This window comes from Pseudomonas sp. CJQ_9, from assembly GCF_043106615.1.
GTDB lineage: Bacteria > Pseudomonadota > Gammaproteobacteria > Pseudomonadales > Pseudomonadaceae > Aquipseudomonas > Aquipseudomonas juntendi.
The window spans coordinates 1-21,305 of sequence record NZ_JBICMS010000098.1; the positions used below are offsets into that span (position 1 = coordinate 1).

At 63.1% G+C, this 21,305-nt stretch carries 21 protein-coding genes; 8 read left to right on the forward strand and 13 right to left on the reverse strand.

What is annotated here, in order from left to right:
- Positions 1 to 75: 75 nt before the first annotated feature.
- The 6 genes from ACF8SD_RS20800 to pstS form a co-directional block, all read right to left on the reverse strand.
- Complete coding sequence (locus ACF8SD_RS20800) at positions 76 to 675, reverse strand: HAD family hydrolase (protein WP_173889405.1); 600 nt, start codon at positions 673 to 675, stop codon at positions 76 to 78.
- Positions 675 to 1,373 carry a hypothetical protein gene (locus tag ACF8SD_RS20805; RefSeq protein ID WP_173889407.1) on the reverse strand — a complete coding sequence of 233 codons (699 nt, stop codon included), beginning with the start codon at positions 1,371 to 1,373 and terminating at the stop codon, positions 675 to 677. The genes ACF8SD_RS20800 and ACF8SD_RS20805 overlap by 1 nt, the downstream gene beginning before the upstream one ends.
- A gap of 91 nt (positions 1,374 to 1,464) precedes the next feature.
- Entirely contained in the window at positions 1,465 to 2,226 is a 762-nt protein-coding gene (gene pstB, locus ACF8SD_RS20810; RefSeq protein ID WP_017148287.1) for a phosphate ABC transporter ATP-binding protein PstB, read from the reverse strand.
- A 78-nt stretch (positions 2,227 to 2,304) separates the two neighbouring features.
- Positions 2,305 to 3,198 (reverse strand): phosphate ABC transporter permease PstA, encoded by an 894-nt coding sequence (pstA, locus tag ACF8SD_RS20815; protein ID WP_009681761.1) that lies wholly within the window; start codon positions 3,196 to 3,198, stop codon positions 2,305 to 2,307.
- Entirely contained in the window at positions 3,195 to 4,163 is a 969-nt protein-coding gene (pstC, locus tag ACF8SD_RS20820) for a phosphate ABC transporter permease subunit PstC (protein ID WP_173889411.1), read from the reverse strand. Before pstC ends, pstA begins: the two co-directional genes overlap by 4 nt.
- Before the next feature lie 69 nt (positions 4,164 to 4,232).
- Positions 4,233 to 5,264 carry a phosphate ABC transporter substrate-binding protein PstS gene (gene pstS / locus ACF8SD_RS20825; protein ID WP_009681759.1) on the reverse strand — a complete coding sequence of 344 codons (1,032 nt, stop codon included), beginning with the start codon at positions 5,262 to 5,264 and terminating at the stop codon, positions 4,233 to 4,235.
- Between the two features lie 340 nt (positions 5,265 to 5,604).
- Between pstS and ACF8SD_RS20830 the strand changes: the two genes are divergently transcribed.
- Positions 5,605 to 5,985 carry a termination factor Rho gene (locus tag ACF8SD_RS20830; RefSeq protein ID WP_173889413.1) on the forward strand — a complete coding sequence of 127 codons (381 nt, stop codon included), beginning with the start codon at positions 5,605 to 5,607 and terminating at the stop codon, positions 5,983 to 5,985.
- Between the two features lie 39 nt (positions 5,986 to 6,024).
- Here the strand turns inward: ACF8SD_RS20830 and ACF8SD_RS20835 are convergent, their stop codons facing one another.
- Positions 6,025 to 6,258 (reverse strand): hypothetical protein, encoded by a 234-nt coding sequence (locus tag ACF8SD_RS20835; protein WP_173889414.1) that lies wholly within the window; start codon positions 6,256 to 6,258, stop codon positions 6,025 to 6,027.
- Between the two features lie 258 nt (positions 6,259 to 6,516).
- Here ACF8SD_RS20835 and ACF8SD_RS20840 point away from each other — a divergent pair, with 258 nt between their 5' ends.
- On the forward strand, positions 6,517 to 7,743 hold the full coding sequence (locus ACF8SD_RS20840) for an MFS transporter (protein ID WP_392483852.1): 1,227 nt from the start codon (positions 6,517 to 6,519) through the stop codon (positions 7,741 to 7,743).
- A 55-nt stretch (positions 7,744 to 7,798) separates the two neighbouring features.
- Here the strand turns inward: ACF8SD_RS20840 and ACF8SD_RS20845 are convergent, their stop codons facing one another.
- The 3 genes from ACF8SD_RS20845 to ACF8SD_RS20855 all read right to left on the reverse strand — a co-directional run bounded on the left by ACF8SD_RS20845 (position 7,799) and on the right by ACF8SD_RS20855 (position 10,499).
- Positions 7,799 to 8,770, reverse strand: a complete 972-nt coding sequence (locus ACF8SD_RS20845) for a biotin-dependent carboxyltransferase family protein (protein WP_173889416.1) — start codon at positions 8,768 to 8,770, stop codon at positions 7,799 to 7,801.
- Entirely contained in the window at positions 8,767 to 9,654 is an 888-nt protein-coding gene (locus ACF8SD_RS20850; RefSeq protein ID WP_173889418.1) for an allophanate hydrolase subunit 1, read from the reverse strand. Before ACF8SD_RS20850 ends, ACF8SD_RS20845 begins: the two co-directional genes overlap by 4 nt.
- 86 nt (positions 9,655 to 9,740) lie before the next feature.
- Positions 9,741 to 10,499 carry a 5-oxoprolinase subunit PxpA gene (locus ACF8SD_RS20855; RefSeq protein ID WP_173889420.1) on the reverse strand — a complete coding sequence of 253 codons (759 nt, stop codon included), beginning with the start codon at positions 10,497 to 10,499 and terminating at the stop codon, positions 9,741 to 9,743.
- A 121-nt stretch (positions 10,500 to 10,620) separates the two neighbouring features.
- Here ACF8SD_RS20855 and ACF8SD_RS20860 point away from each other — a divergent pair, with 121 nt between their 5' ends.
- The 4 genes from ACF8SD_RS20860 to ACF8SD_RS20875 all read left to right on the forward strand — a co-directional run bounded on the left by ACF8SD_RS20860 (position 10,621) and on the right by ACF8SD_RS20875 (position 15,188).
- Entirely contained in the window at positions 10,621 to 11,538 is a 918-nt protein-coding gene (locus ACF8SD_RS20860) for a LysR family transcriptional regulator (RefSeq protein ID WP_392483850.1), read from the forward strand.
- Positions 11,539 to 11,644: 106 nt separating this feature from the next.
- Positions 11,645 to 13,711, forward strand: a complete 2,067-nt coding sequence (gene treS, locus ACF8SD_RS20865; RefSeq protein WP_173889424.1) for a maltose alpha-D-glucosyltransferase — start codon at positions 11,645 to 11,647, stop codon at positions 13,709 to 13,711.
- Between the two features lie 136 nt (positions 13,712 to 13,847).
- Positions 13,848 to 14,477 (forward strand): riboflavin synthase subunit alpha, encoded by a 630-nt coding sequence (locus tag ACF8SD_RS20870; protein WP_173889425.1) that lies wholly within the window; start codon positions 13,848 to 13,850, stop codon positions 14,475 to 14,477.
- Positions 14,478 to 14,486: 9 nt separating this feature from the next.
- Complete coding sequence (locus ACF8SD_RS20875; protein WP_173889427.1) at positions 14,487 to 15,188, forward strand: YoaK family protein; 702 nt, start codon at positions 14,487 to 14,489, stop codon at positions 15,186 to 15,188.
- Here ACF8SD_RS20875 and proP read toward each other — a convergent pair whose 3' ends face one another.
- The 3 genes from proP to ACF8SD_RS20890 all read right to left on the reverse strand — a co-directional run bounded on the left by proP (position 15,189) and on the right by ACF8SD_RS20890 (position 18,874).
- Positions 15,189 to 16,691: a glycine betaine/L-proline transporter ProP gene (gene proP, locus ACF8SD_RS20880; protein ID WP_009682151.1), complete on the reverse strand. Its 1,503-nt coding sequence runs from the start codon at positions 16,689 to 16,691 to the stop codon at positions 15,189 to 15,191.
- 140 nt (positions 16,692 to 16,831) lie between these two features.
- Complete coding sequence (gene hemB / locus ACF8SD_RS20885) at positions 16,832 to 17,806, reverse strand: porphobilinogen synthase (protein ID WP_173889429.1); 975 nt, start codon at positions 17,804 to 17,806, stop codon at positions 16,832 to 16,834.
- 174 nt (positions 17,807 to 17,980) lie between these two features.
- Positions 17,981 to 18,874: a PA4780 family RIO1-like protein kinase gene (locus ACF8SD_RS20890; protein WP_029887702.1), complete on the reverse strand. Its 894-nt coding sequence runs from the start codon at positions 18,872 to 18,874 to the stop codon at positions 17,981 to 17,983.
- Between the two features lie 181 nt (positions 18,875 to 19,055).
- Here ACF8SD_RS20890 and ACF8SD_RS20895 point away from each other — a divergent pair, with 181 nt between their 5' ends.
- Together ACF8SD_RS20895 and ACF8SD_RS20900 are read left to right on the forward strand one after the other, a co-directional pair.
- Positions 19,056 to 19,736: a response regulator transcription factor gene (locus ACF8SD_RS20895; protein ID WP_047149773.1), complete on the forward strand. Its 681-nt coding sequence runs from the start codon at positions 19,056 to 19,058 to the stop codon at positions 19,734 to 19,736.
- A complete protein-coding gene (locus ACF8SD_RS20900; protein WP_392483851.1) occupies positions 19,714 to 21,105 on the forward strand; it encodes a sensor histidine kinase in 1,392 nt (463 codons plus the stop codon). The genes ACF8SD_RS20895 and ACF8SD_RS20900 overlap by 23 nt, the downstream gene beginning before the upstream one ends.
- Positions 21,106 to 21,305 lie beyond the last annotated feature (200 nt).

Here is a 21,305-nt window from a genome sequence, read left to right on the forward strand (position 1 = left end):
TCAGCCCTGATGCGGTCCCTGTGGGAGCTGGCTTGCCGGCGATGGGCTGCAGGGCAGCCCCAATTACACGACGGTTCAGGAAGCCAGTGCCTGCGAACGCGGGCACGCGGGCATCTCGTAGCGGTGTGGCTGCTGCCGGGCCAGGCGGGCCTGCACGTCCACCGCTGCGGCCCTGACCTTCTGCGCCCAGTGCTGGTCCTGCGGGCACACCACCACAACGCGGAAACCATGGTCCACGCCTTCCAGCCGCACGCCTTCGGAGTCATCCACATGCAGGTCGATATCGAACGCCGAAGGCAATTTTGACGGGGAATGCTCCAGGCCATTCTGGGCCAATATGTGCTGGTGGCGGTCACTGTTGACCACCCCGTCGACATGAATGCCGTACAGCAGCAACCAACGGCGGATGTACGCTGGGGTGCGCCCGGACGAGGTATAGATCCAGATGCTGCAGCCCTGGCGGCGCAGGTCGCGAATCAGCTCGCGGGTACCGCTGCGCAGGGGCTCACCGAGCCAACGGTGGACGAAGCCCGGCAACCTGCTGTGCTCGGCGGCCGCGTGCTCAGGCTGGCAGGCCAGGGTGTCGTCGATATCGAACGAAATGCGCACCTGGCCACGCTTGAGCTTGCGCTCGATGGCCTGCCGCCCGCGCTCTATCAGGGTGAACGGTTGCATCAGCGCCCTCCCGCGCAAACAGGCACCGGGGTGGCGCCCAGGAAGAACTTGCCGGGCGCAGGCGCCTTGGCTTCGAGGAACGCGGCGTACTTTTTCTTGATCTTGGGCAGTTCGTACAAAGCCTTGACACCGTGTTTGGCGGAATTACGTATGACCGAGGACGGGTTGAAGTAGCCCTCGGCGTTGTCCAGCGACAGCACGAATGGCGGCAGCCCGGCTCGCATCAGCAGGTAACTGACAATGAGCGAGCCGGTGCGGTTGTTACCTTCGATGAACAGCTGTGGCTTGCTGAGGATACGTACGTACACACCGGCTGCCCGCTTCCAGATCGAATCGCTGCGGTAGGCGCAATACCAGTTGTGCAAGTCCTTGATGCCACCTTCCACATTGTTGAAAAAATGCGCTTCGGTTGCGGCCAGGTGCGCCGCGAACTCCTCGCGCCGGGCCGGGTCACGGCCGCACAGCACCGTGGCGTTGATTTCCAGCATCAGGTTCAGCTGTTGCAGGTCGAACAGGTCTATTCCGCGAGCGACATAGTCGTCAATCAGCGCGTAGCCTTCAACCACATTCAGCAGCACCTCGTCGGTGAACGGGTCCCGCGGTTCGGTAAAATGTTGGCTCAGCTCGGCAAAATGGCCCTGCACCTCGCGCAGTGCGCGCTCTACCGCAGACAGATCTAATCGACGCATCGGTTGCATTGGAAATCCTGGGTAACACTTTAACCAAAGGTTGTGCGGGCACTGCCGCAACCTCCCTGGTTGCAGCACCGCCCCCTTGTGCAGCGATGGGTCAGCTGAACTTGCCGCTGATGTAATCACTGGTCAGTTGTTCACGTGGGTTCTGGAAGATCTGCGCGGTCGGCCCCATCTCGACCAGGTAGCCGGTACGGGTACCCTGCGAGATATCGACCGAGAAGAACGCCGTGGTGTCGGCAACGCGAATCGCCTGCTGCATGTTGTGGGTCACCAGGGCGATGGTGTAGTCCTTCTTCAGCTCGACCATCAGCTCTTCCACGCGGCGGGTGGCAATGGGGTCAAGTGCCGAGCACGGCTCGTCCAGCAGCAGCACTTCCGGCTCGGTGGCAATGGCCCGGGCGATACACAGGCGCTGCTGCTGGCCGCCGGACAACGACAGGCCGCTGACCTTGAGCTTATCCTTCACTTCGTCCCACAGCGCCGCGCCTTGCAGGGCGTGTTTCACGCGGTCGCCCAGGTCGCCCTTGTAGCGGTTCAGGCGCAGGCCAAAGGCAACGTTGTCGAAAATGCTCATGGAAAACGGATTGGGCTGCTGAAACACCATGCCGATGTAGCGGCGCACCACTACCGGGTCTACGCCCTTGCCATACACATCCTGGCCCAGGAAGTGCACGTGGCCCTCGAAGCGGAAGCCTTTCACCAGGTCGTTCATGCGGTTCAGGCTACGCAGCACGGTGCTCTTGCCGCAGCCGGACGGGCCGATGAAGCCGGTAATCTCGTTCTTGCGGATCGGCACATGGCTGTCGCGCACGGCCATGAAGTTGCCGTAGAAGATCTTGTCCAGCTTGCAGTCCATGACGATGGGTGTGGCTTCGCTGGCCACGGGAGCGGCACGTTGTGCGGTGGATACGTTCAAGATGGATGCTCCCTGTTCTCAATACTTGGGCTTGCCGAATACACGGCTAAGGATGTTAATGACCAGCACGATCATGACCAGCACCAGCGAGGCCGCCCAGGCGAGCTCCAGCTGGTTGTCGAACGGCATGCCAGAGAAGTTGTAGATCAGCACCGCCAGCGAGGCAGTGGGGTTCATCACTGCCAGGTCACCGTTGTGGTAGATCCAGTAGTTGCTGAACAGCGCGGTGAACAGCAATGGCGCGGTTTCACCTGCGGCGCGGGCCACGGCCAGCATTACGCCGGTGAGAATGGCCGGCAAGCCGGTGGGCAGCACGATCTTGCAGATGACCTGGGCACGGGTGCAGCCCATGCCGTAGGCAGCGTCCTTCATGATCTTGGGTACCATCTTCATCGCCTCTTCGGCGGTCAGTACCACAATCGGCAGCATCAGCACCGCCAGTGCTACCCCGCCTGCCGGTGCCGAATAGGTGCCGGTAGTCATTACCACCAGAGCGTAGGCAAACACACCGGCCAGGATCGATGGCAGGCCGGTGAGCATCTTGGCGGCAAACCTTGCAGCGTTGGCCAGCTTGCTGTCCGGGCCCAGCTCGGCAAGGAACACCGCGGCCAGGATACCCACCGGTACCGCGATGGCGGCAGCGATGCCGACCATGACGAAGGTACCGGCCATGGCGTTGCCGAAGCCGCCGCCCATCTCGAACCCCGTCGGCGGCAGTTCGGTAAACACTTCCAGGTTCAGGCGGGCGCCGCCGCGGGTGATCAGCATGTACAGCACGGAAATCAGCGGCACACTGGCCAGCAACGCGGCCAACCAGGCCAGGATGGTCAATACCAGGCTGCGCAGGGCGCGGCCTTCGAGCCGGCGCTGCAAGCTGGGCAACGCGGCGGCAGGGGTTGTCAGGTTGGTCATTGTTTATTCCCCCGCTGGGCGTAGAGCATGATCATCGAGCCAAGCACGTTCACCAGCAGGGTGATGAACATCAGTACCAGTGCCGCATACATCAGCACTTCGATCTCGTTCGGGCCGGCTTCCGGGAAGTTCAGCGCCAGCAGCGCCGCCAAGGTATTGGCCGGGGCGAACAAGGACACGGAAATGGTGTTGGCATTGCCCACCAGCATGGCCAGCGCCATGGTTTCGCCCAGTGCCCGGCCAAGGCCCAGCACCAGCGAGCCAAAGATACCGGTGGCCGCAGAAGGCACCATCACTTTCAGGATGGCCTCCCAGTGCGTGGTGCCCATGCCGTAGGCGGCCTGCTTGGTTTTCATCGGCACGCTGGTCAGCGCGTCTTGCGAAACGGCAGCAATGGTCGGCAGGATCATGATCGCCAGAACCAGTGCGGCCGGCAGCAGGCCGGGCCCGCTGAGGGAGGTGCCAAAAAACGGGATCCAGCCCAGCTCGCTGTTCAACCAGGTGGTCAGGGGGCGAATGGCCGGGATGACCACATAGATGCCCCAGAGGCCATAGACCACGCTGGGGATGGCGGCGAGCAGCTCGACGATGGTGCGGAACACCGCGGCAAGCCTGGCCGGAAGGAAATCCTGGGTGAGGAAAATGGCCATGCTGACGCCGAAGAAACCGGCAATCAACAGGGCGATGAACGCGCTGTAGAGCGTACCCCAGATCGCCGGCAGAATACCGTACTTGCCTTGGTTTACATCCCAGACAGTGCCCAGGAGCACGTCGAAACCGTGCTTTTCAATGCCGGGCAGTGCCTTGCGGCCCACTTCGTAGACCAGCGCGAAAACCAGCGCCAGTACCAGCACCACCCCGATACGGGCAAGCGCACGGAAGGTGCGGTCGACCAGAAAGTCTTTCGTAGACGGCGGCTGGCACGCGGAATCGGGATTATCCGGTATGGCAAAAGGTGTGTTCATGGCGTATTCCGGGACAAGGGACAAACACCCCCGGCATGGCTTCATGCCGCTGCCGGGAGCGCCTGGGTGTTACTGGATGTTTGCAGACGCTTTGCGCACCTGGTCGACAACCGATGGCGGCAGCGGGATGTAGCCCATGGAGTCGGCAATCTTCTGGCCCTGGGTCAGGCCGTACTCGACCATCTCACGCATGGCCTTGGCCTTTGCCGGGTTGCCGTTGTCCTTGCGGAAGATCATCCAGGTATAGGAGGTGATCGGGTAGGACTTGGCGCCTTCCGGGTCGGGCAGGTTGGCGACCAGGTTTTCCGGCAGTTTCACCGCTGCCAGGGCCTCGGCACCGCTTTCGGCATTCGGCACCACGTACTGGCCAGCCTTGTTTTCCAGGGCAGCGAAGTCCACCTTGGCCAGCTTGGCGAAGCCGTACTCGATGTAGCCAATGGCACCTGGGGTCTGGCGAACGGTAGCGGTCACCCCGTCGTTCTTCGGCGATTTGATGAACTTGTCGGTCGCTGGCCAGTTGACCGTGTTGCCCTCACCCAAGGTGCTCTTGAAGTCGGCGTTGATGGCCGACAGGTGCTTGGTGAATACGGCGTTGGTGCCACTGGAGTCGGCACGTACCACTACGGTGATGGGCAGGTCAGGCAGCTTCATCTGTGGGTTGGCAGCGGCAATTTTCGGGTCGTTCCACTGGGTGATCTTGCCGAGGAAGATGTTCGAGTACACATCGCGCGGCAACTTCAGGCCCTTGGGGTTGCCGGGCAGGTTGTAAGCCAGGACGATTTCGCCGGCGGTCATCGGCAGCAACTGGACGCCTTCGGCAACCTTGGCGATGTCGGCCTCGCTCATGGCCGAGTCGCTGGCGGCGAAGTCGACGGTCTTGTTCAGGAAGTCCTGAACGCCCGCGCCACTCCCCTTGGACTGGTAATCAACGGTAACGCCCGCTGTGTTCTTGCTGAAATCTTTGAACCAGGTCAGGTAGATCGGTGCCGGGAAGCTGGCGCCGGAACCGGTCAGGCGTACGTTTTCAGCAGCAAATGCAGCAGAAGTGGCGCAAAGCGAAACGGCAACGGCGAGTGCAGCAGACTTCATCAGGCGAATCATCGAAAAGCGCTCCTTGTGATGGCCGGCACACTTTGCATCAGCTGTGTTACAGCTTTGTGACCATTGAAAGGCAGGCCGTTCGTTGATCCCGATTCGGACAGGTGTATGCCACAAGGTATGCAGCGCCTGTGCGATCGAGCGCAGCTCGCGATGCGCCGCGCGGGCGGCGCTCGATCTCACAGGCGCTAAAAATGCTGCGGCTACCCTTGCCCGAAACCAGAGAATCTCCCACAGGGGCGGTTGTCGTCGATGCACGGCCGCGCTGCCGCTCGTCCAGTGACCGGCACTCTCTGGCGGGGAGCGTCTCAACCGTTCAGGTATAACTGCAGGAGTGAACACCATGCCACGCGGCGACAAAGGCAAGTACACCGAAAAACAGAAGCGCAAGGCCGAGCACATCGAGCACGGCTACGAGGATAAAGGCCTGCCCAAAGAGGAAGCCGAAGCGCGCGCCTGGGCCACGGTCAACAAGCAATCCGGCGGCGGTGAAAAGCAAGGCGGTTCGGGGAGCAGCACCTCTGCCAGCGAGAAGAAAACCGCCCGCGCCGATTCGGCCAGGCGGGCAGCACACACCCGCCAGGGGCAGGCGCGTTCATCTGGCAGCTCGCTGGAAAGCCAGACAAAGGAAAGCCTGCTGAAGGAAGCCCGTGGCAAAGCGATAAAAGGCCGCTCCAGGATGACCAAGGCCGAACTGGTCGCAGCCCTGCGCAAGCACGGCTGATTGCCCCCTCACCGCTTGGTGAGGGCCAGCCGTACGTGATCAAACCATGCCGGCGATCTCCGCAGCGTCGGCATCCGGGCAGCGGTTGCGGCAGTCACACTCGAATTCCGCCTGGGCTCGGGTGCCAAAGTTCAAGCTCAAACGCACCTTGTCTTGCGTATCGTAGAGGTCGTAACCCTCGCCCAATGCAGTCGGAAAGCCAAGCCGCCGAGGCTGAAACTCTTTCTTCAGCGGCACTGCGGGAACCACAACGAAGCGTGTTTGCATGATCATCCCTCTGCGGCCGTGGTTTAGTATTAGTACCGCTATGTGAAAGCATCAAGACGACTCATGCAATATTTTGGGTCGGCGGTCTGCATGCCAACGCGTCATTCGCCAGCAACCGCTCTGCGCCCAGCGTTTCATCGATGGCGCTAATGTTCACTATCACGCCGTTCGCCTGTCGGCCGCCCACACCCATCCCTATAATCCCCGGCCAATCCCCCCTCCCGCGCCTGCTACAGGCGTCATCCCTCCTTGGAATTCACCACCATGCCAAGTGCCAGCCAGGCCCCACGGGGCCGTCCTGAACATAATCAACAGAGCGTGACCCAGCAGTGGCTGGCGATCCTCTCGGTCGCCATTGGCGCCTTCGCCCTGGTCACCAGCGAATTTCTGCCAGTGGGCGTTCTCAACGATGTCGCCAGCGACCTGGGTATCAGTGCAGGCTTCGCCGGCCTGATGGTCACCCTGCCCGGCATCATGGCCGCGCTGGCCGCCCCGGCCATTTCCGTGGGCGTTGGCGCGCTGGACCGGCGCTACCTCCTGATCGGCCTGACGCTGATCATGATCATCGCCAACGGCATCGTCGCCTATGCGGGCGACTTCAGCCTGCTACTGGTCGGCCGGGTACTGTTGGGTGTCAGCATCGGCGGCTTCTGGGCCACGGCCATCGCCCTCAGCGGGCGCCTGGCACCTGAGGGCGTCGGCGTGGCCAAGGCCAACTCGATCATCATGGCCGGGGTGACCCTGGCGACGGTGGTGGGCGTGCCGGTAGGCACCTGGCTGAGTGGCCTACTGGGTTGGCGAATGACCTTCCTGGTGACTGCATTGGTGGGCGTGCCCGTGCTCTTGGCGCAGGTGTTGCTGCTGCCGCGGCTGTTGCCCGAAAAAGCCATTGCCGTGCGCGACCTGCCGGCGCTGTTCATCAACCCGCAAGCGCGCGTTGGCCTGATCGCCGTGCTGTTGATTGGCCTGGCGCACTTTGCCGCCTACACCTATGTAGCGCCGTTCTTCAAACAGAACGCCGGCTTCGACGGCCCGACCATCGGCTCATTGTTGCTGCTGTATGGCGTGGCCGGGTTCATGGGCAATATCTTCGCCGGCTTCGCAGCCAACCGCAGTGTGCGCCATTCGCTGATGCTGGTGGCACTGCTGATCGCCGCCAGCACAGCGCTGTTTCCGTACTTCGCCACCGGCCTGACCGGCGCGGCGATGCTGATTGCGCTATGGGGGTTTGCCTTCGGCGCGTTCCCGGCCTGCGCCAATATCTGGATGTTCGTGGTCGCACCCAAAGATGTCGAGCGGGGCATGCCGCTGTTCGTTGCCTTGTTCCAGGTGATCATTGCCGTGGGCTCGTTCTTTGGCGGGCAAGTGGTGGACCATATGGGCACTGCGGTGCTCTTGAGCCTGGCCACGGCGCTAGTGGGCTGTGGCTTCGTCACCGTTCTGGTGCTGGGGCGCAACGTCAGTAACGGCTTGGCCGAGCAACCTGCGTAAATGGCCGAGCGGGGTTGGCGGCCCTTGCCCCCCGCATCGGCAAGTTGTCATCCGTTCAGCTGAACAACCGGGCCAGGCACGCCAGCTTCTTCTTGTAAGAGCGGCGTGCCTCCAACGCCTGCTCCAGGCTGACTTTCAGAAAGCGTGCCTGCTGATTCGGCTGCATCTGCCCGATAAGGTCGAGGTCGGCGCTGATCACCGTGCCAATCATGGCGTAGCCACCGCCCGATACGGCATCCCGGTGCAGGATGATCGGCTCCAGCCCGGCCGGTACTTGGATCGAGCCGATGGGGTAACAGCTGTCGACGATGTTGGAAGGGTCCGAACCAGCACCGAACGGTTGCTCCCGTGGCTGGAAACTCAAGGCACTGCCACCTTTGTAGCGGTAGCCGATGCGATCCGCCTCGGAGCCTACCGTCCAGGCTTCGGTGAAGAAGCTTTGCGCAGCAGCCTCGGTCAGCCGGTGAAAATACAACCCCGGCACCACCCGCAGCACCACTTCGCCGCCCAGGGCCTGACGCAGTGCCATCGGCAGGCTTGCGCCGGCGCGGCCGTTGCCGGTGGGCGTACCGACCGGCAACAGGTCACCGGCCAGCAACTTGCGCCCCTGGAAGCCACCCAAGGCCCCTAGCGCGTAGGTCGATCGGCTCCCCAGCACCTCGGCCACATCAATACCCCCCGCCACTGCCAGGTAGGCCCGCGCGCCCGCCGTCGGGAAGCTGAAACGCAGCACCTGCCCGGCGCGCACGGCAAATGCCGTGTCCGGCCGCTGCCCGCGGCCATCGAGCAAGGCGGGCATCTGCGCACCGCACACTGCCACCAGCGCATCTGCCTGGAACTCAAGTTCAGGGCCGACCAGCGCACATTCCAGCCCGGCAGCGCCCGGCGGGTTGCCCACCAGGTAGTTGGCTGCGCTCAGGGCATACTGGTCGAGCGCGCCAGATGGCGGAATGCCCAGGTGGTAATAGCCTTCGCGCCCCAGGTCCTGCACGGAGGTCGCCAGGCCCGGTTTGAGTACCTTGATCATACCAGCACCTCCTGCAGCGATTTCGGGTAGCCGACCGGGTCGGCAAGGAATGCGTCCAGGGAAAACACCACCGGGCGAATGCGCAGATCGAAACGGCCCTCCTCCACCTCAGCCACTGCCTGGTCATAAGCGCGGCGGTCGATGGGTTTGAATTGCACGATGTCACCTGGGCGGAAGAACACCATGTGCTCCTTGAGGTAGTTCAAGGTCTGTTGCGGGTCGTAGATCGGTGCCGGGGTGACGCCGAACATCTGGTAACCGCCCGCGCCGCGCACCGAATAGATGCAACCGAAACAACCGCCATGGCCCAGGGTCAGGCGGGGCGTGTCGGTACGCGGCCGCAGGTACTTGGGCACCTGCAACTGCCGCTGGCGCTCGACCATCTGGAACATGAACGGCAGGCCGGCGACGAAGCCGACCATGGAAACGAACCACGGTGCACCGCTGTGCGCCGCAATGAACGCGTCGACATCGGCCAGGCCATTGATGCGGGCCGCGTACTCCAGGTCGGTGCTGGCCGGGTCCTGGTGGCGGTCACGGAAGCGCATCAAGGTTTCGTGGGTCCAGGGGTCGTTGTACAGCACCGGAATCTCGATGATGCGGGTATGCAACGAACGCTCGGCCACCGCCTGCGCTTCGGCACCGCGCACCGCTGCCAGCAGGGCATCGGGGGCGATGCGGTCGGGGTCGAAACGCACCTGGAACGACGCATTGGCCAGGCACACATCCAGCACGCCGTCCAGCGCCAGGCGCTCTACCGCACGGGTGACGGCCATACCTTTGAAGAAGGCTTCCAGCGACATGCTCTCGCTGACCTCGGCAAACAGGTGCTCGTCGGCGCCGAAGCTGTAGCGAATAGGCGTTGTAGCAAGCGATTCGGCCATGACTGTTCCTTTTCTTGAAATCTTTATAGAAAGGCAGGCGAAAACAACAGGATCAGGCTCCGGCCTGTGGCTGCCGGATGCCAGCGTCAGCGTGGTGAACGCACCACGATGCCAGCCTGGTCCAGCGCCTTGCGCGTGGCCTCGACCAGGTCGAGGGCGCCCGGCGTGTCACTGTGCAGGCAAATGGAGTCGAACTCGATGGCCAGGTCCTGGCCCTCGACAGTGCGCACCACACCTTGCCGACAAGCCCGCAGTACGCGCTCGGCGACCGCCAAAGGCTGGTAGCCCCTTACGTTACGGGTGAACACGATCGAGCCGCTCAGGTCGTACTCGCGGTCGGCATAGAACTCGCGCACCACCGGCTGACCAAGCTCCTGGGCAATGCGGCAGATCACCGAGCCGGGCATGCAGAACAGCAATAACTGCGGTTCGATCAGCCGCAGGTTTTCCACCAGCAAGCGTGCAGCTTGCTCGTCCCGGGCCAGGTGCATGTAAAGCGCCCCGTGGGGTTTGATGTGCTGCAGGTTCACGCCCTGGGCCCGGGCGATTTCACGCAGCGCCCCGAGCTGGTAGAGCATGTCGTCGACCAGTTCCTGCGCCGATGCGTTGATGTGCCGGCGACCGAAACCGACCAGGTCGCGGAACCCCGGGTGTGCCCCCACGGCAACCCCCAGGGCCTTGGCCCGCTCGACCGTACGGCGCATGGTGCCGGGGTCGCCGGCATGAAAACCGGTGGCGATATTGGCGCTGCTGATGTAGCCCATCAGCTCGTCATCCACGCCGTCGCCAATGGTCCATGGGCCAAAGCCCTCGCCCATGTCCGAGTTGAAATCCACTGCTTGCATGACCGTATCTCCCTGGCGCTTGTGGCTGCATGCAAGCCACGTTAGATTCTCCCCTACCCCTTGGGAAGATCTATAAACAGAATGGGTGTCTTCGGAAAAACAGATACCCCGGGAGCCTGCCGTGTCACTTACCTTGCGCCAGGTGCGCTACTTTGTCGCCACTGCCGAAATCGGCCAGATCTCTCAAGCTGCCATCCACCTCAATATTTCCCAGTCGGCGGTCACCACGGCAATCAAAGAGCTGGAGGCCATGCTCGGCGTGTTGCTGTTCCAGCGTTCAGCCCAGGGCATGAACCTGACCGAAGCCGGCCGGCATTTCCTCAACCGCGCCTACGTCATCCTGCGCAGCGTCGACGATGCGCTGAACAGCCCATTGCCGGACATACGCTCCAGCGGCCTGTTGCGCCTGGCAGCCAGTTACACGGTAATCGGCTACTTTCTGCCGCACCACTTGCAACGCCTGGAGCACTGGCACCCCGACGTGACCCTGGAACTTTACGAACAGGAGCGCAGTGCCATCGAGCAAGGCCTGCTGGAGGGGCGTTTCGACATGGCGGTGGTGCTGACCGCCAACCTGACCCACCCGGCTATCGTTTCAGAAACGCTGTTCAACTCCGAGCGCCGCCTATGGCTGCCCGCGCACCATCCCCTATGCGAACGCTCGGCCGTCAGCCTGGCCGAGGTCGCCACAGAGCCGTTCATTTTGTTGACAGTGGATGAAGCCGAGCACAGCGCCATGCGCTATTGGCAGCAGGCCGGGCAACGGCCCAGCGTGCGCGTGCGCACCAGTTCGGTGGAGGCGGTGCGCAGCATGGTCGCCAATGGCAGTGGCGTAGCGATCTTGTCAGACCTGGTGCACCGGCCATGGTCGCTGGAGGGCAAGCGCATCGAAACAGTGACCATCAGCGACCCGGTAGCGCCCATGAGCGTGGGGCTGGCCTGGCACCGCGAGCGGGCGTTCAGCCCGGCGATGCAGGCTTTGCGCAATTACTTCCACGGTGCCTTCCTGGCACCGCAGCAGTTGGCTGCCCGGCGCTGAGCACGCTGTGCCAGGCATTTCGTGCAGGGCCTGGCCCCCGGCCGAACGATCCGACCGCTCTGCCGTCATAACCTGAGCCGGTGCCGACACGCAAAGAGGACGCGAAATGACCCAGCCCGACCCTGCATACGTGAAATGGCTCGAAGCGCGCGCCATGCTCAAGGCTTCCCAGGAGCGCGCCAGCCTGTACTCAGGCCAGTCGCGCCTGTGGCAACAACCCTACGCCGAGGCACAGCCCCGCCGGGCCACGGAAATCGCCTCGGTCTGGCTGACCGTTTACCCCGATGCCATCATCGCCCCAGAGGGCTGCTCGGTGCTCGGTGCCCTGGCCCATGAAGCCTTGTGGAAGCGCCTGTCGGAAATCGGCATTCAAGGCCTGCACACCGGGCCGATCAAGCTGTCCGGCGGTATTCGCGACCGCGAGCTCACGCCCAGCGTGGACGGCAATTTCGACCGCATCAGCTTCGATATCGACCCGCTCTATGGCAGCGAGCCGGAGCTGATCCAGATGAGCCGCATGGCCGCCGCGCACAATGCGGTGACCATCGACGACCTGATCCCCTCGCACACCGGCAAGGGCGCCGACTTCCGCCTGGCGGAAATGGCCTATGGCGCCTACCCGGGCCTGTATCACATGGTGGAGATACGCGAGGAAGACTGGCACTTGCTGCCCGAGGTGCCAGCCGGACGTGACTCGGCCAACCTGCTGCCCGCACAGTGCGACGAGCTCAAGGCACGCCATTACATCGTCGGGCAGTTGCAGCGGGTGATTTTCTTCGAGCCGGGGGTCAAGGAAACTGACTGGAGCGCCACACCACCGGTCACCGGTGTCGACGGCAAGACCCGGCGTTGGGTCTACCTGCACTACTTCAAGGAAGGCCAGCCGTCGCTGAACTGGCTGGACCCCACCTTTGCCGCCCAGCAGATGATCATCGGCGACGCGCTGCACGCCCTGGATTGCCTGGGTGCACGTGGCCTGCGCCTGGATGCCAACGGTTTTCTCGGGGTGGAAACCCGCGCCAACGGCACCGCCTGGTCGGAAAGCCACCCGCTGTCGCTCGTCGGCAACCAATTGATCGGTGGCATGATCCGCAAGGCCGGCGGTTTCAGTTTCCAGGAGCTGAACCTGACCCTCGATGACATTGCGCAAATGTCCAAGGGCGGTGCCGACCTTTCCTACGATTTCATCACCCGGCCCGCCTACCAACATGCCTTGCTGACCGGCGACACCGAGTTTCTGCGCCTGATGCTCAAGGAAATGCACGCCTTCGGCATTGACCCGGCCTCACTGATCCATGCCCTGCAGAACCACGACGAACTGACCGTGGAACTGGTGCACTTCTGGACCCTGCACGCCCATGACATGTACCTGTACAAGGGTCAGACATTACCAGGCAACATCCTGCGCGAGCATATCCGCGAAGAAATCTACGAACGCCTGTCGGGCGAGCATGCGCCCTACAACCTGCGCTTCGTCACCAATGGCATCGCCTGCACCACCGCCAGCCTCATCACTGCGGCACTGGGCATCCGCGACCTCGACCAGATAGGCCCGGCGGACATCGAGCAGATCCAGAAACTGCACCTGCTGCTGGTCATGTACAACGCCATGCAGCCGGGTGTGGTGGCGCTGTCGGGCTGGGACATGGTCGGCGCCCTGCCCTTGCCTGGCGAAGCCGTGGCCGAGCGCATGCTCGACGGCGATACCCGCTGGATTCACCGCGGCGGCTACGACCTGGCCGGGCTCGACCCGCAAGCGGACACGTCTGTGCGCGGCATGCCGCGGGCGCGGGCGCTGTATGGCAGCCTCGACAGCCAACTGGACAACCCTGACTCGTTCGCCTGCAAGGTGAAAAAACTGCTCGCGGTGCGCCAGGCCTACGGCATTGCCACCAGCCGCCAGGTACTGGTGCCGGAGGTCAGCAGTCCCGGGCTGCTAGTCATGGTGCATGAGCTACCGGCCGGGCGCGGCATCCAGATCAGTGCATTGAACTTCAGCCAGGAGGTGATCGCCGAGGAGCTACTGCTCACGGGCTTCACGCCAGGGCCGGTGGTGGACATGATCAACGAAACGGTCGAAGGCGACCTGACCGAGGATGGCCGTTTGCTGGTGAACCTGGACCCGTACGAAGCGCTGTGCCTGCGGATCGTCAACAGCACCGGGCATGTGTGAGCAGGCCAGCGCCCTGTTGCCGCCCTGGGTGTGCCCGGTGGCCTGCCTGGGCAACACCTGGGCGTTGGCGCCTTGCTTTTGAGGCCGCACAGGCATAGCGTTCGGGTGTTTTCTTTTCGCGCCCAGGAGCAACACCATGTACACCGGCATCGTCCAGGCCGTCCGCCCACTGCTTGATGTGACCAGCTACCCGGGCCACAACCAGTTCACCATCGACCTCACCCCGGAACTGCTCGATGAGTTGAAGATCGGCGCCAGTGTCAGCGTCGAGGGCACGTGCTTGTCCGTCACCGAGATCGACGGCAGCCACGTCAGGTTCGATGCAATGACCGCCACCCTGGAACGCACCAACCTGCGCAATTTCAAGGCCGGCCAGGGGGTTAACATCGAACGTTCGGCGAAGATGAACGCAGAAGTCGGCGGCCACCTGATGGCTGGCCATATCGCCACGACTGCAGAAATAGTTGAACTGGCGATCGAGCAGACCGGCGCCTTCATCCGCTTCCGCATGCCGCCGCAATGGGGCAAATACGTGTTCCCGCGGGGCTTCATCGGGGTGAACGGCTGCAGCCTGACCGTGGCCGACGTGGAAGACAACCTGGTCACCATCAACCTGATCCCGGAAACCCTGCGCCAGACCACGTTCGCCAGCTACGCTGCCGGCGATCTGCTGAACATCGAGGTCGATCACCAGACCATGGTGCTGGTGGATGTGGTCGAACGCACCATCAAAGGCACCCTGGCCCGCGAAAACCTGTTGCCCTGAGGCCTGCCGGTGCTACCTCATCCCATTACTACCCGCACAGCCAGGCGCTTGCGCCTGCAAGTGCTGCGTGGCCGCGTGGGCCTTGGCCTGGTGGCCGGCCTGTCGGTCCTGGCAGGCATGACCGACGCCATTGGCCTGCTGGCCCTGGGCGACTTCGTCTCGTTCATGAGCGGTAATACCACGCGCCTGGCGGTGGCGATCAGCAAGGCTGACCTTGCCCTGGTGCTGCGCCTGAGCGGCGCTTTGCTGGGCTTTGTCGCGGGTAACACGTTGGGGGTAGTGCTGGCGCGCGGCTTCCGTCGCCGGGCCTGGCCCGTGCTGGTGGTCGTGGCGGCGTTGCTGGCCGGCGCCGCAGCGTGGCCACTGGCGGCCACCTTCCCGGCATTGCTGGCCGCGACCCTGGCCATGGGCATGATCAACGCGGTCGTCGAGCAAGTGAACGGCCTGCCCATCGGCCTGACCTACGTCACCGGCGCGCTGTCACGCTTCGGCCGCGGCCTTGGGCGCTGGTTGCTGGGCGAGCGGCGCCACGGCTGGCGGGTGCAACTGGTGCCGTGGGCAGGGATGCTGGTGGGCGCCGCGTTGGGCGCCTGGCTGCAACACCACCTGGGCCTGCGGGCACTGGCCGGCAGTTGCGTGCTGGCGTGCCTGCTGGCCCTGGTGTCGCGGTTCATTCCACGTGCCTGGCAGCGTGGCTACATGCCGCGCTGATCAATCGATGCGCGGGTGCTGCTGGACCAACAACTTGCGCTTGGCCTCAAGCTCGGCGATCTGCTCGTCGATATCCTCGATCTTCTGCTCGATGTTGTCGTGGTGCTCCTGCAGCAGCTCCCGCGCCTCGTCGATGTCCGATGCCGCCGGTGCGGCACCGCGCAACGGTTTGTTGGCGGTTTCCTTCATGGTCAGGCCGGTCACCAGGCCCACCGCGGCGATCACCATCAGGTAGTAGGCGGGCATGTACAGGTTGCCGCTGCTTTCCACCAGCCAGGCGGCGATGGTCGGGGTCAGGCCGGCGATCAGCACGGAAATGTTGAAGGCACTGGCCAGTGCGCTGTAGCGGATGTGAGTGGGGAACATCGCCGGCAACGTCGAAGCCATGACACCGATGAAGAAGTTCAGCAGCACGGCAATGATCAGCAGCCCGGAGAAGATCAACCCCAGCACACCACTGTTGATCAGCATGAACGCCGGAATGGCCAGGGCGAACAGCCCGATACTGCCGACCACGATAAACGGGCGACGGCCGAACTTGTCGCTCAGCAGGCCGATGATGGGCTGCACGAACAGCATGCCGACCATGATCGCGATGATGATCAGCACGCCATGGTCTTCGCTGTAGTGCAGGTTGTGCGACAGATAGCTGGGCATGTAGGTCAGCAGCATGTAGTAGGTGACGTTGGTGGCGATCACCACGCCAATGCAGGTCACCAGGCTACGCCAGTGCTTGGTCGCCACCTCCTTGAATGACACCTTGGGCCCCGACGCCAGACCTTCACGGTCACCCTGCTCCATCTTGTCGACGTGCTGCTGGAACGCGGGGGTTTCCTCCAGTGCGTTACGCAGGTAGAGGCCGATGATGCCCAGCGGCAAGGCCAGGAAGAACGGCAGGCGCCAGCCCCATTCAAGGAACCTTTCTTCTCCAAGCACCGTGGAAATGAGCACCACTACCCCGGCGCCCAGCACGAAGCCAGCGATCGAGCCGAAGTCCAGCCAGCTGCCAAGGAAGCCGCGCTTGCGGTCAGGCGCATACTCGGCCACGAAGATCGACGCGCCGGTGTACTCGCCGCCCACCGAGAAGCCCTGCGCCATTTTCGCCAACAACAGCAGTATCGGCGCCCATATGCCGATACTGGCATAGGACGGTATCAAGCCAATGGCAAAGGTGCTGAGGGACATGATGACGATGGTGGCGGCAAGGATTTTCTGCCGGCCGAACTTGTCGCCGAGGGCGCCGAAGAACAGCCCGCCCAGGGGGCGAATGAGGAATGGCACCGAGAAGGTGGCCAACGCCGCGATCATCTGCACACTGGGGTCGGCGTTGGGGAAGAACACCTTGCCCAATGCATAGGCGACAAAGCCATAGACACCGAAGTCGAACCACTCCATGGCGTTACCCAGTGCAGCGGCAGTGATCGCCTTCTTCATCTTGGCATCGTCGACGATCGTGATGTCCTTGAGGCCAATAGGTTTGACGCTTTTCCTGCGAGATTTCATGCCTGTATCCCTGTCGATCAATGCTCTATGGCATCTGATACAACGGGACACAAAATAATTCAGCGCTTAATGAATTTTTGTAGGGAATTGCGCTGGGGGCGGGTAAGCCCGCCCCCAGGCCAGGGGAGCTGCTTTGCTGCTCAAATGCCTTCGCGGGCCAGGTCCATGGCGAAGTAAGTCAGGATCAAGTCGGCACCGGCGCGCTTGATAGCACCAATGCTTTCGCGCACCACGCGGCCTTCGTCGATGGCACCGGCCAGGCCACCGAACTTGATCATCGCGTACTCACCGCTGACCTGGTACGCCGCCAGGGGCAGGCGCGAGGCCGCACGGATGTCGGCAATCACGTCAAGGTAGGCACCGGCCGGCTTGACCATCAGCACGTCTGCACCTTCCTGCTCGTCAAGCAGCGATTCGCGCACGGCCTCGCGGCGGTTCATCGGGTTCATCTGGTAGCTTTTGCGGTCACCTTTGAGCGCAGTGCCACCCGCTTCCCGGAACGGGCCATACAGCGACGAGGCGAACTTGGTCGAATAGGCCATGATCGCAGTGTCGTGGAAGCCTGCACCGTCCAGCGCGCTACGAATGGCCTGGACCTGGCCGTCCATCGCCGCCGAAGGTGCGATGAAGTCGGCACCGGCAGCGGCGGCGATCACCGCCTGCTTGCCCAGGTTGGCCAAGGTGGCATCGTTGTCCACGCCCTGGTCATGCAGCACGCCGCAGTGCCCGTGGCTGGTGTATTCGCAGAAACAGGTATCGGACATCACTACCATTTCCGGCACGGTGTCCTTGCAGATACGCGACATGCGCGCCACCAGGCCGTTTTCGTTCCAGGTGTCGCTGCCAACGGCATCCAGGTGGTGAGACACACCGAAGGTCATCACCGATTTGATACCGGCGCGGGCATAGCGCTCGATTTCCTGGGCCAGCCGCTTCTCAGGGATGCGGTTCACGCCGGGCATGCTGCTGATGGGCACGAAGTCGTCGATGCCTTCTTCCACGAAGATCGGCAGGATCAGGTCTTCAAGGCGGAATTCGGTTTCCTGGAATACGGTGCGCAGGGACTCGTTCTGGCGCAGGCGGCGAGGACGAACAGAGGGGAATTGGTTGGACATGACTGCTCCAGGGAATTTGAACGGCGTATACCTTATGCCTGTCAGGGGCCAGTGAAAAGGCCGGATGACGAGATATTGTCCTGCATCAAAGGTAATGGCCGCGCAGGGTACTGGCTGAACCGGTGGCGCCCGCTTCGGGGGGGAACCTGCGAAGCGGGCTGCACCGGCAGCACATTATTGCAGCCAGGGCGGTGTCGGCTCCTCGGCCTTGGCCGGGCCGTTTTCCGCCTCGGCACGCGCTGCCCGGCGCCGGGCCTCGTCCAACCGGGCGGCGTCGATTTCCCGCATCACCCCGCCAACGTCGGCTTCATGCTCGTCGTCCTGGAATACGCCGGTCAACACGGTATCGGGCAGCAACTTGCCAGCCTCGTACAACGCCCACATTTCCTGGGCATAGCGCGTGCTCTTCAGCTCTGGGGCAAAGCGCCCGAAGTAGTGGGCCATGTTGTCCACGTCACGCTGCAGCATGCTGAATGCGTGGTTGTTGGCGGCGGCGTCCACTGCCTGCGGCAGGTCGATGATCACCGGCCCGTCCGGGCCGAGCAGCACATTGAATTCGGACAGGTCGCCATGGACCAGCCCGGCACACAGCATGAGCACGATCTGGCGAATGACGAAGGCATGGAACACCCGCGCCTCCTCGGCCTCCAGGTGCACGTCGTTGAGCCGGGGTGCGGCATCGCCATCGGCGTCGGTCACCAGCTCCATCAGCAACACGCCGTCCTGGAAGTCATAGGGCTTGGGCACCCGGACCCCGGCGCCGGCCAGGCGGAACAGTGCCGCCACTTCGGCGTTCTGCCAGGCGTCCTCGGCCTCTTTGCGGCCGTACTTGCTGCCCTTGGCCATGGCCCGGGCCTGGCGGCTATTGCGCACCTTACGGCCTTCCTGGTATTCGGCGGCCTGGCGGAAACTGCGCTTGTTGGCTTCTTTATAGACCTTGGCGCAGCGCACCTGGCTACCGCAACGCACCACGTACACGGCGGCTTCCTTGCCACTCATCAACGGCCGCAGTACTTCGTCGACGAGGCCGTCTTCGATCAGGGGTTCGATTCTTTTGGGTGTCTTCATCAGGCTGCGTTCGGGGTCCTGGCTGTGTTGACGGACATCCTCTCACAGCCTGCTGCGACATGCTCGTCTGTCTTCACAATGGGTGAACCCAGGCGGGTTGTGGCAAGATGAATTTTTCTTAAATCGCCGGTTGTCTATTCTTTGGCACAATCGAGTCTCCATTAGATGCCCAGGAACCAGCATGCCTCGCGTACTGACCATCGAAGACGACGCCGTCACCGGCCAGGAAATCGTCGCCGAACTTACCAGCCATGGCCTTGAGGTGGAGTGGGCCGACAATGGTCGTGAAGGCCTGGCCAAGGCCATTGCCGGTGGTTACGACCTGATCACCCTGGACCGCATGCTGCCCGAGGTCGATGGCCTGACCATCGTCACGACCCTGCGCAACCTCAAGATCGCCACACCGATCCTGATGATCAGCGCCCTCTCCGACGTCGATGAGCGGGTGCGCGGCCTGCGCGCCGGCGGTGACGACTACCTGACCAAGCCATTCGCCTCCGACGAAATGGCCGCCCGGGTCGAGGTGCTGCTGCGCCGCAACAGCGTGCCGATGACCCAGACCCGCCTGCAGGTCGCCGACCTGCAACTGGACCTGATCAGCCACGAAGCCCGCCGCGGCGACAACACCCTCAACCTGCTGCCCACCGAGTACAAACTGCTGGAGTACCTGATGCGCCACAGCGGCCAGGTCATAACGCGGATGATGATTTTCGAGGAAGTGTGGGGCTACCACTTCGACCCGGGTACCAACCTGATCGACGTGCATATCGGCCGCCTGCGCAAGAAAATCGACTCACCCGGCCAGTCGCCGCTGATCCGTACGGTGCGGGGCTCCGGCTATGCCATTGCTGAACCCGTCTAAAGGCTGGAGTTCGTCCACCAGCCGCCTGCTGGCACTGTACAGCTTTCTGTTCGTAGCCTGGAGCAGCATCCTCATGGGGGTGCTGTACTTCGAGGTTTCCAGCTACCTGAACAAGCTCACCCGCCATTCCATGCTGCAGCGCCAGCACCTGTTCGCGCACATGAGCGGCAAGCAGCTGGACGACGCCCTGATCGCCAGCCAGGCTTTCGAGGAACGCAGCTTCGACGCCTATGGCCTGTTCGATGCACAACTCAACCCGCTGGGCGGCAGTGTCCGAGCCCTGCCCCCGGGGCTGCGGCTGGATGGCAAGATCCACGAATTGAAACGTTGCCTGGACGTCGACGATCCGCGCATGCCCCGCGACAGCTGTGACGCGGTGGCCATCAAGGTGCAGGATGGTCGCTGGCTGGTCCTTTTTCGCGATAACGGCTCATTGTTCGTCGTCACGCGGATCATTCTCGACGCCTTGCTCTGGGGTATTTCCTTCACCCTGATCCCTGGGTTCGCCGGCTGGTACCTCCTGCGCCGCCGCCCGCTGAAACGCATCCGGGCCATTCAGGCCCAGGCCGAGCTGATCGTCGCCGGCGACCTCACGCACCGCCTGCCGCTGTCGGCCCGGCGCGACGAACTGGACATGCTGGCCGCCATCGTCAATGCCATGCTTGACCGCATCGAGCGGTTGATGCACGAGGTCAAGGGCGTGTGCGACAACATTGCCCACGACCTGCGCACCCCACTGACCCGCCTGCGCGCCCAGCTGTACCGCATCCGCCAGCAAAGCGACAACGATTCCGCGCAAGCCGAGGCACTGGACCAGGCCATCGGCGAAACCGACACCCTGATGGCGCGCTTCCGTGGGTTGTTGCGCATCAGCGAACTGGAAGACCGCCAACGCCGTGCCGGCTTCGTGCAGCTTGACCCTCAGGGTTTACTGGCAGAGCTGCACGATTTCTACCTGCCGCTGGCTGAAGATGGTGGCATTCGCCTGGAGCTGCACCAACCTGGGCACTTGCCGGCACTGCACGGCGACCGCGAGCTGTTGTTCGAGGCGCTGGCCAACCTGGTAGGTAACGCGATCAAGTTCACCCCGGAAGGTGGGCAGGTGCGCGTGGCTGCCACCCAGGACGATACCGGCGTGCACGTCGCCATCGAAGACAGCGGGCCGGGTATTCCGGCAGAAGAACGCACGGCGGTACTGAAGCGGTTCTACCGCAGTGATGAAGGCCACCGCCACGCCGGGTTCGGCCTGGGGCTGTCGATCGTTGCGGCGATCGTCGACCTGCATGGGTTTGGTCTGGAAATTGGCGAGAGCCCTTTGGGTGGGGCCAAGCTGGTACTGCATTGCCCATTGGCCGGGCTGGCCAAGTAACCATCGGGGCTGCTTTGCAGCCAATCGCGACACAAGGCCGCGCTGTAGGCGCAACTGTCTTTCTCAAAATTTGAAAAGCCTGTGCGATTCATTGTGGAAGCGGGCTTGCCCGCGAAGCAGGCGACGCGGTTTCTGGCACCGGCTGCGCCGGTGTTCGCGGGCAAGCCCGCTCCCACAAGAACAAGGCCGCTTAGGGTTAT

Excerpts from the sequence above, each read along its gene's own strand:
- ACF8SD_RS20800 (WP_173889405.1), bottom strand. The coding sequence starts at position 675 with ATGCAACCGTTCACCCTGATAGAGCGCGGGCGGCAGGCCATCGAGCGC.
- ACF8SD_RS20805 (WP_173889407.1), bottom strand. The coding sequence starts at position 1,373 with ATGCAACCGATGCGTCGATTAGATCTGTCTGCGGTAGAGCGCGCACTG.
- pstB (WP_017148287.1), bottom strand. The coding sequence starts at position 2,226 with ATGGACTGCAAGCTGGACAAGATCTTCTACGGCAACTTCATGGCCGTG.
- pstA (WP_009681761.1), bottom strand. The coding sequence starts at position 3,198 with ATGACCAACCTGACAACCCCTGCCGCCGCGTTGCCCAGCTTGCAGCGC.
- pstC (WP_173889411.1), bottom strand. The coding sequence starts at position 4,163 with ATGAACACACCTTTTGCCATACCGGATAATCCCGATTCCGCGTGCCAG.
- pstS (WP_009681759.1), bottom strand. The coding sequence starts at position 5,264 with ATGATTCGCCTGATGAAGTCTGCTGCACTCGCCGTTGCCGTTTCGCTT.
- ACF8SD_RS20830 (WP_173889413.1), top strand. The coding sequence starts at position 5,605 with ATGCCACGCGGCGACAAAGGCAAGTACACCGAAAAACAGAAGCGCAAG.
- ACF8SD_RS20835 (WP_173889414.1), bottom strand. The coding sequence starts at position 6,258 with ATGATCATGCAAACACGCTTCGTTGTGGTTCCCGCAGTGCCGCTGAAG.
- ACF8SD_RS20840 (WP_392483852.1), top strand. The coding sequence starts at position 6,517 with ATGCCAAGTGCCAGCCAGGCCCCACGGGGCCGTCCTGAACATAATCAA.
- ACF8SD_RS20845 (WP_173889416.1), bottom strand. The coding sequence starts at position 8,770 with ATGATCAAGGTACTCAAACCGGGCCTGGCGACCTCCGTGCAGGACCTG.
- ACF8SD_RS20850 (WP_173889418.1), bottom strand. The coding sequence starts at position 9,654 with ATGGCCGAATCGCTTGCTACAACGCCTATTCGCTACAGCTTCGGCGCC.
- ACF8SD_RS20855 (WP_173889420.1), bottom strand. The coding sequence starts at position 10,499 with ATGCAAGCAGTGGATTTCAACTCGGACATGGGCGAGGGCTTTGGCCCA.
- treS (WP_173889424.1), top strand. The coding sequence starts at position 11,645 with ATGACCCAGCCCGACCCTGCATACGTGAAATGGCTCGAAGCGCGCGCC.
- ACF8SD_RS20870 (WP_173889425.1), top strand. The coding sequence starts at position 13,848 with ATGTACACCGGCATCGTCCAGGCCGTCCGCCCACTGCTTGATGTGACC.
- proP (WP_009682151.1), bottom strand. The coding sequence starts at position 16,691 with ATGAAATCTCGCAGGAAAAGCGTCAAACCTATTGGCCTCAAGGACATC.
- hemB (WP_173889429.1), bottom strand. The coding sequence starts at position 17,806 with ATGTCCAACCAATTCCCCTCTGTTCGTCCTCGCCGCCTGCGCCAGAAC.
- ACF8SD_RS20890 (WP_029887702.1), bottom strand. The coding sequence starts at position 18,874 with ATGAAGACACCCAAAAGAATCGAACCCCTGATCGAAGACGGCCTCGTC.
- ACF8SD_RS20895 (WP_047149773.1), top strand. The coding sequence starts at position 19,056 with ATGCCTCGCGTACTGACCATCGAAGACGACGCCGTCACCGGCCAGGAA.
- ACF8SD_RS20900 (WP_392483851.1), top strand. The coding sequence starts at position 19,714 with ATGCCATTGCTGAACCCGTCTAAAGGCTGGAGTTCGTCCACCAGCCGC.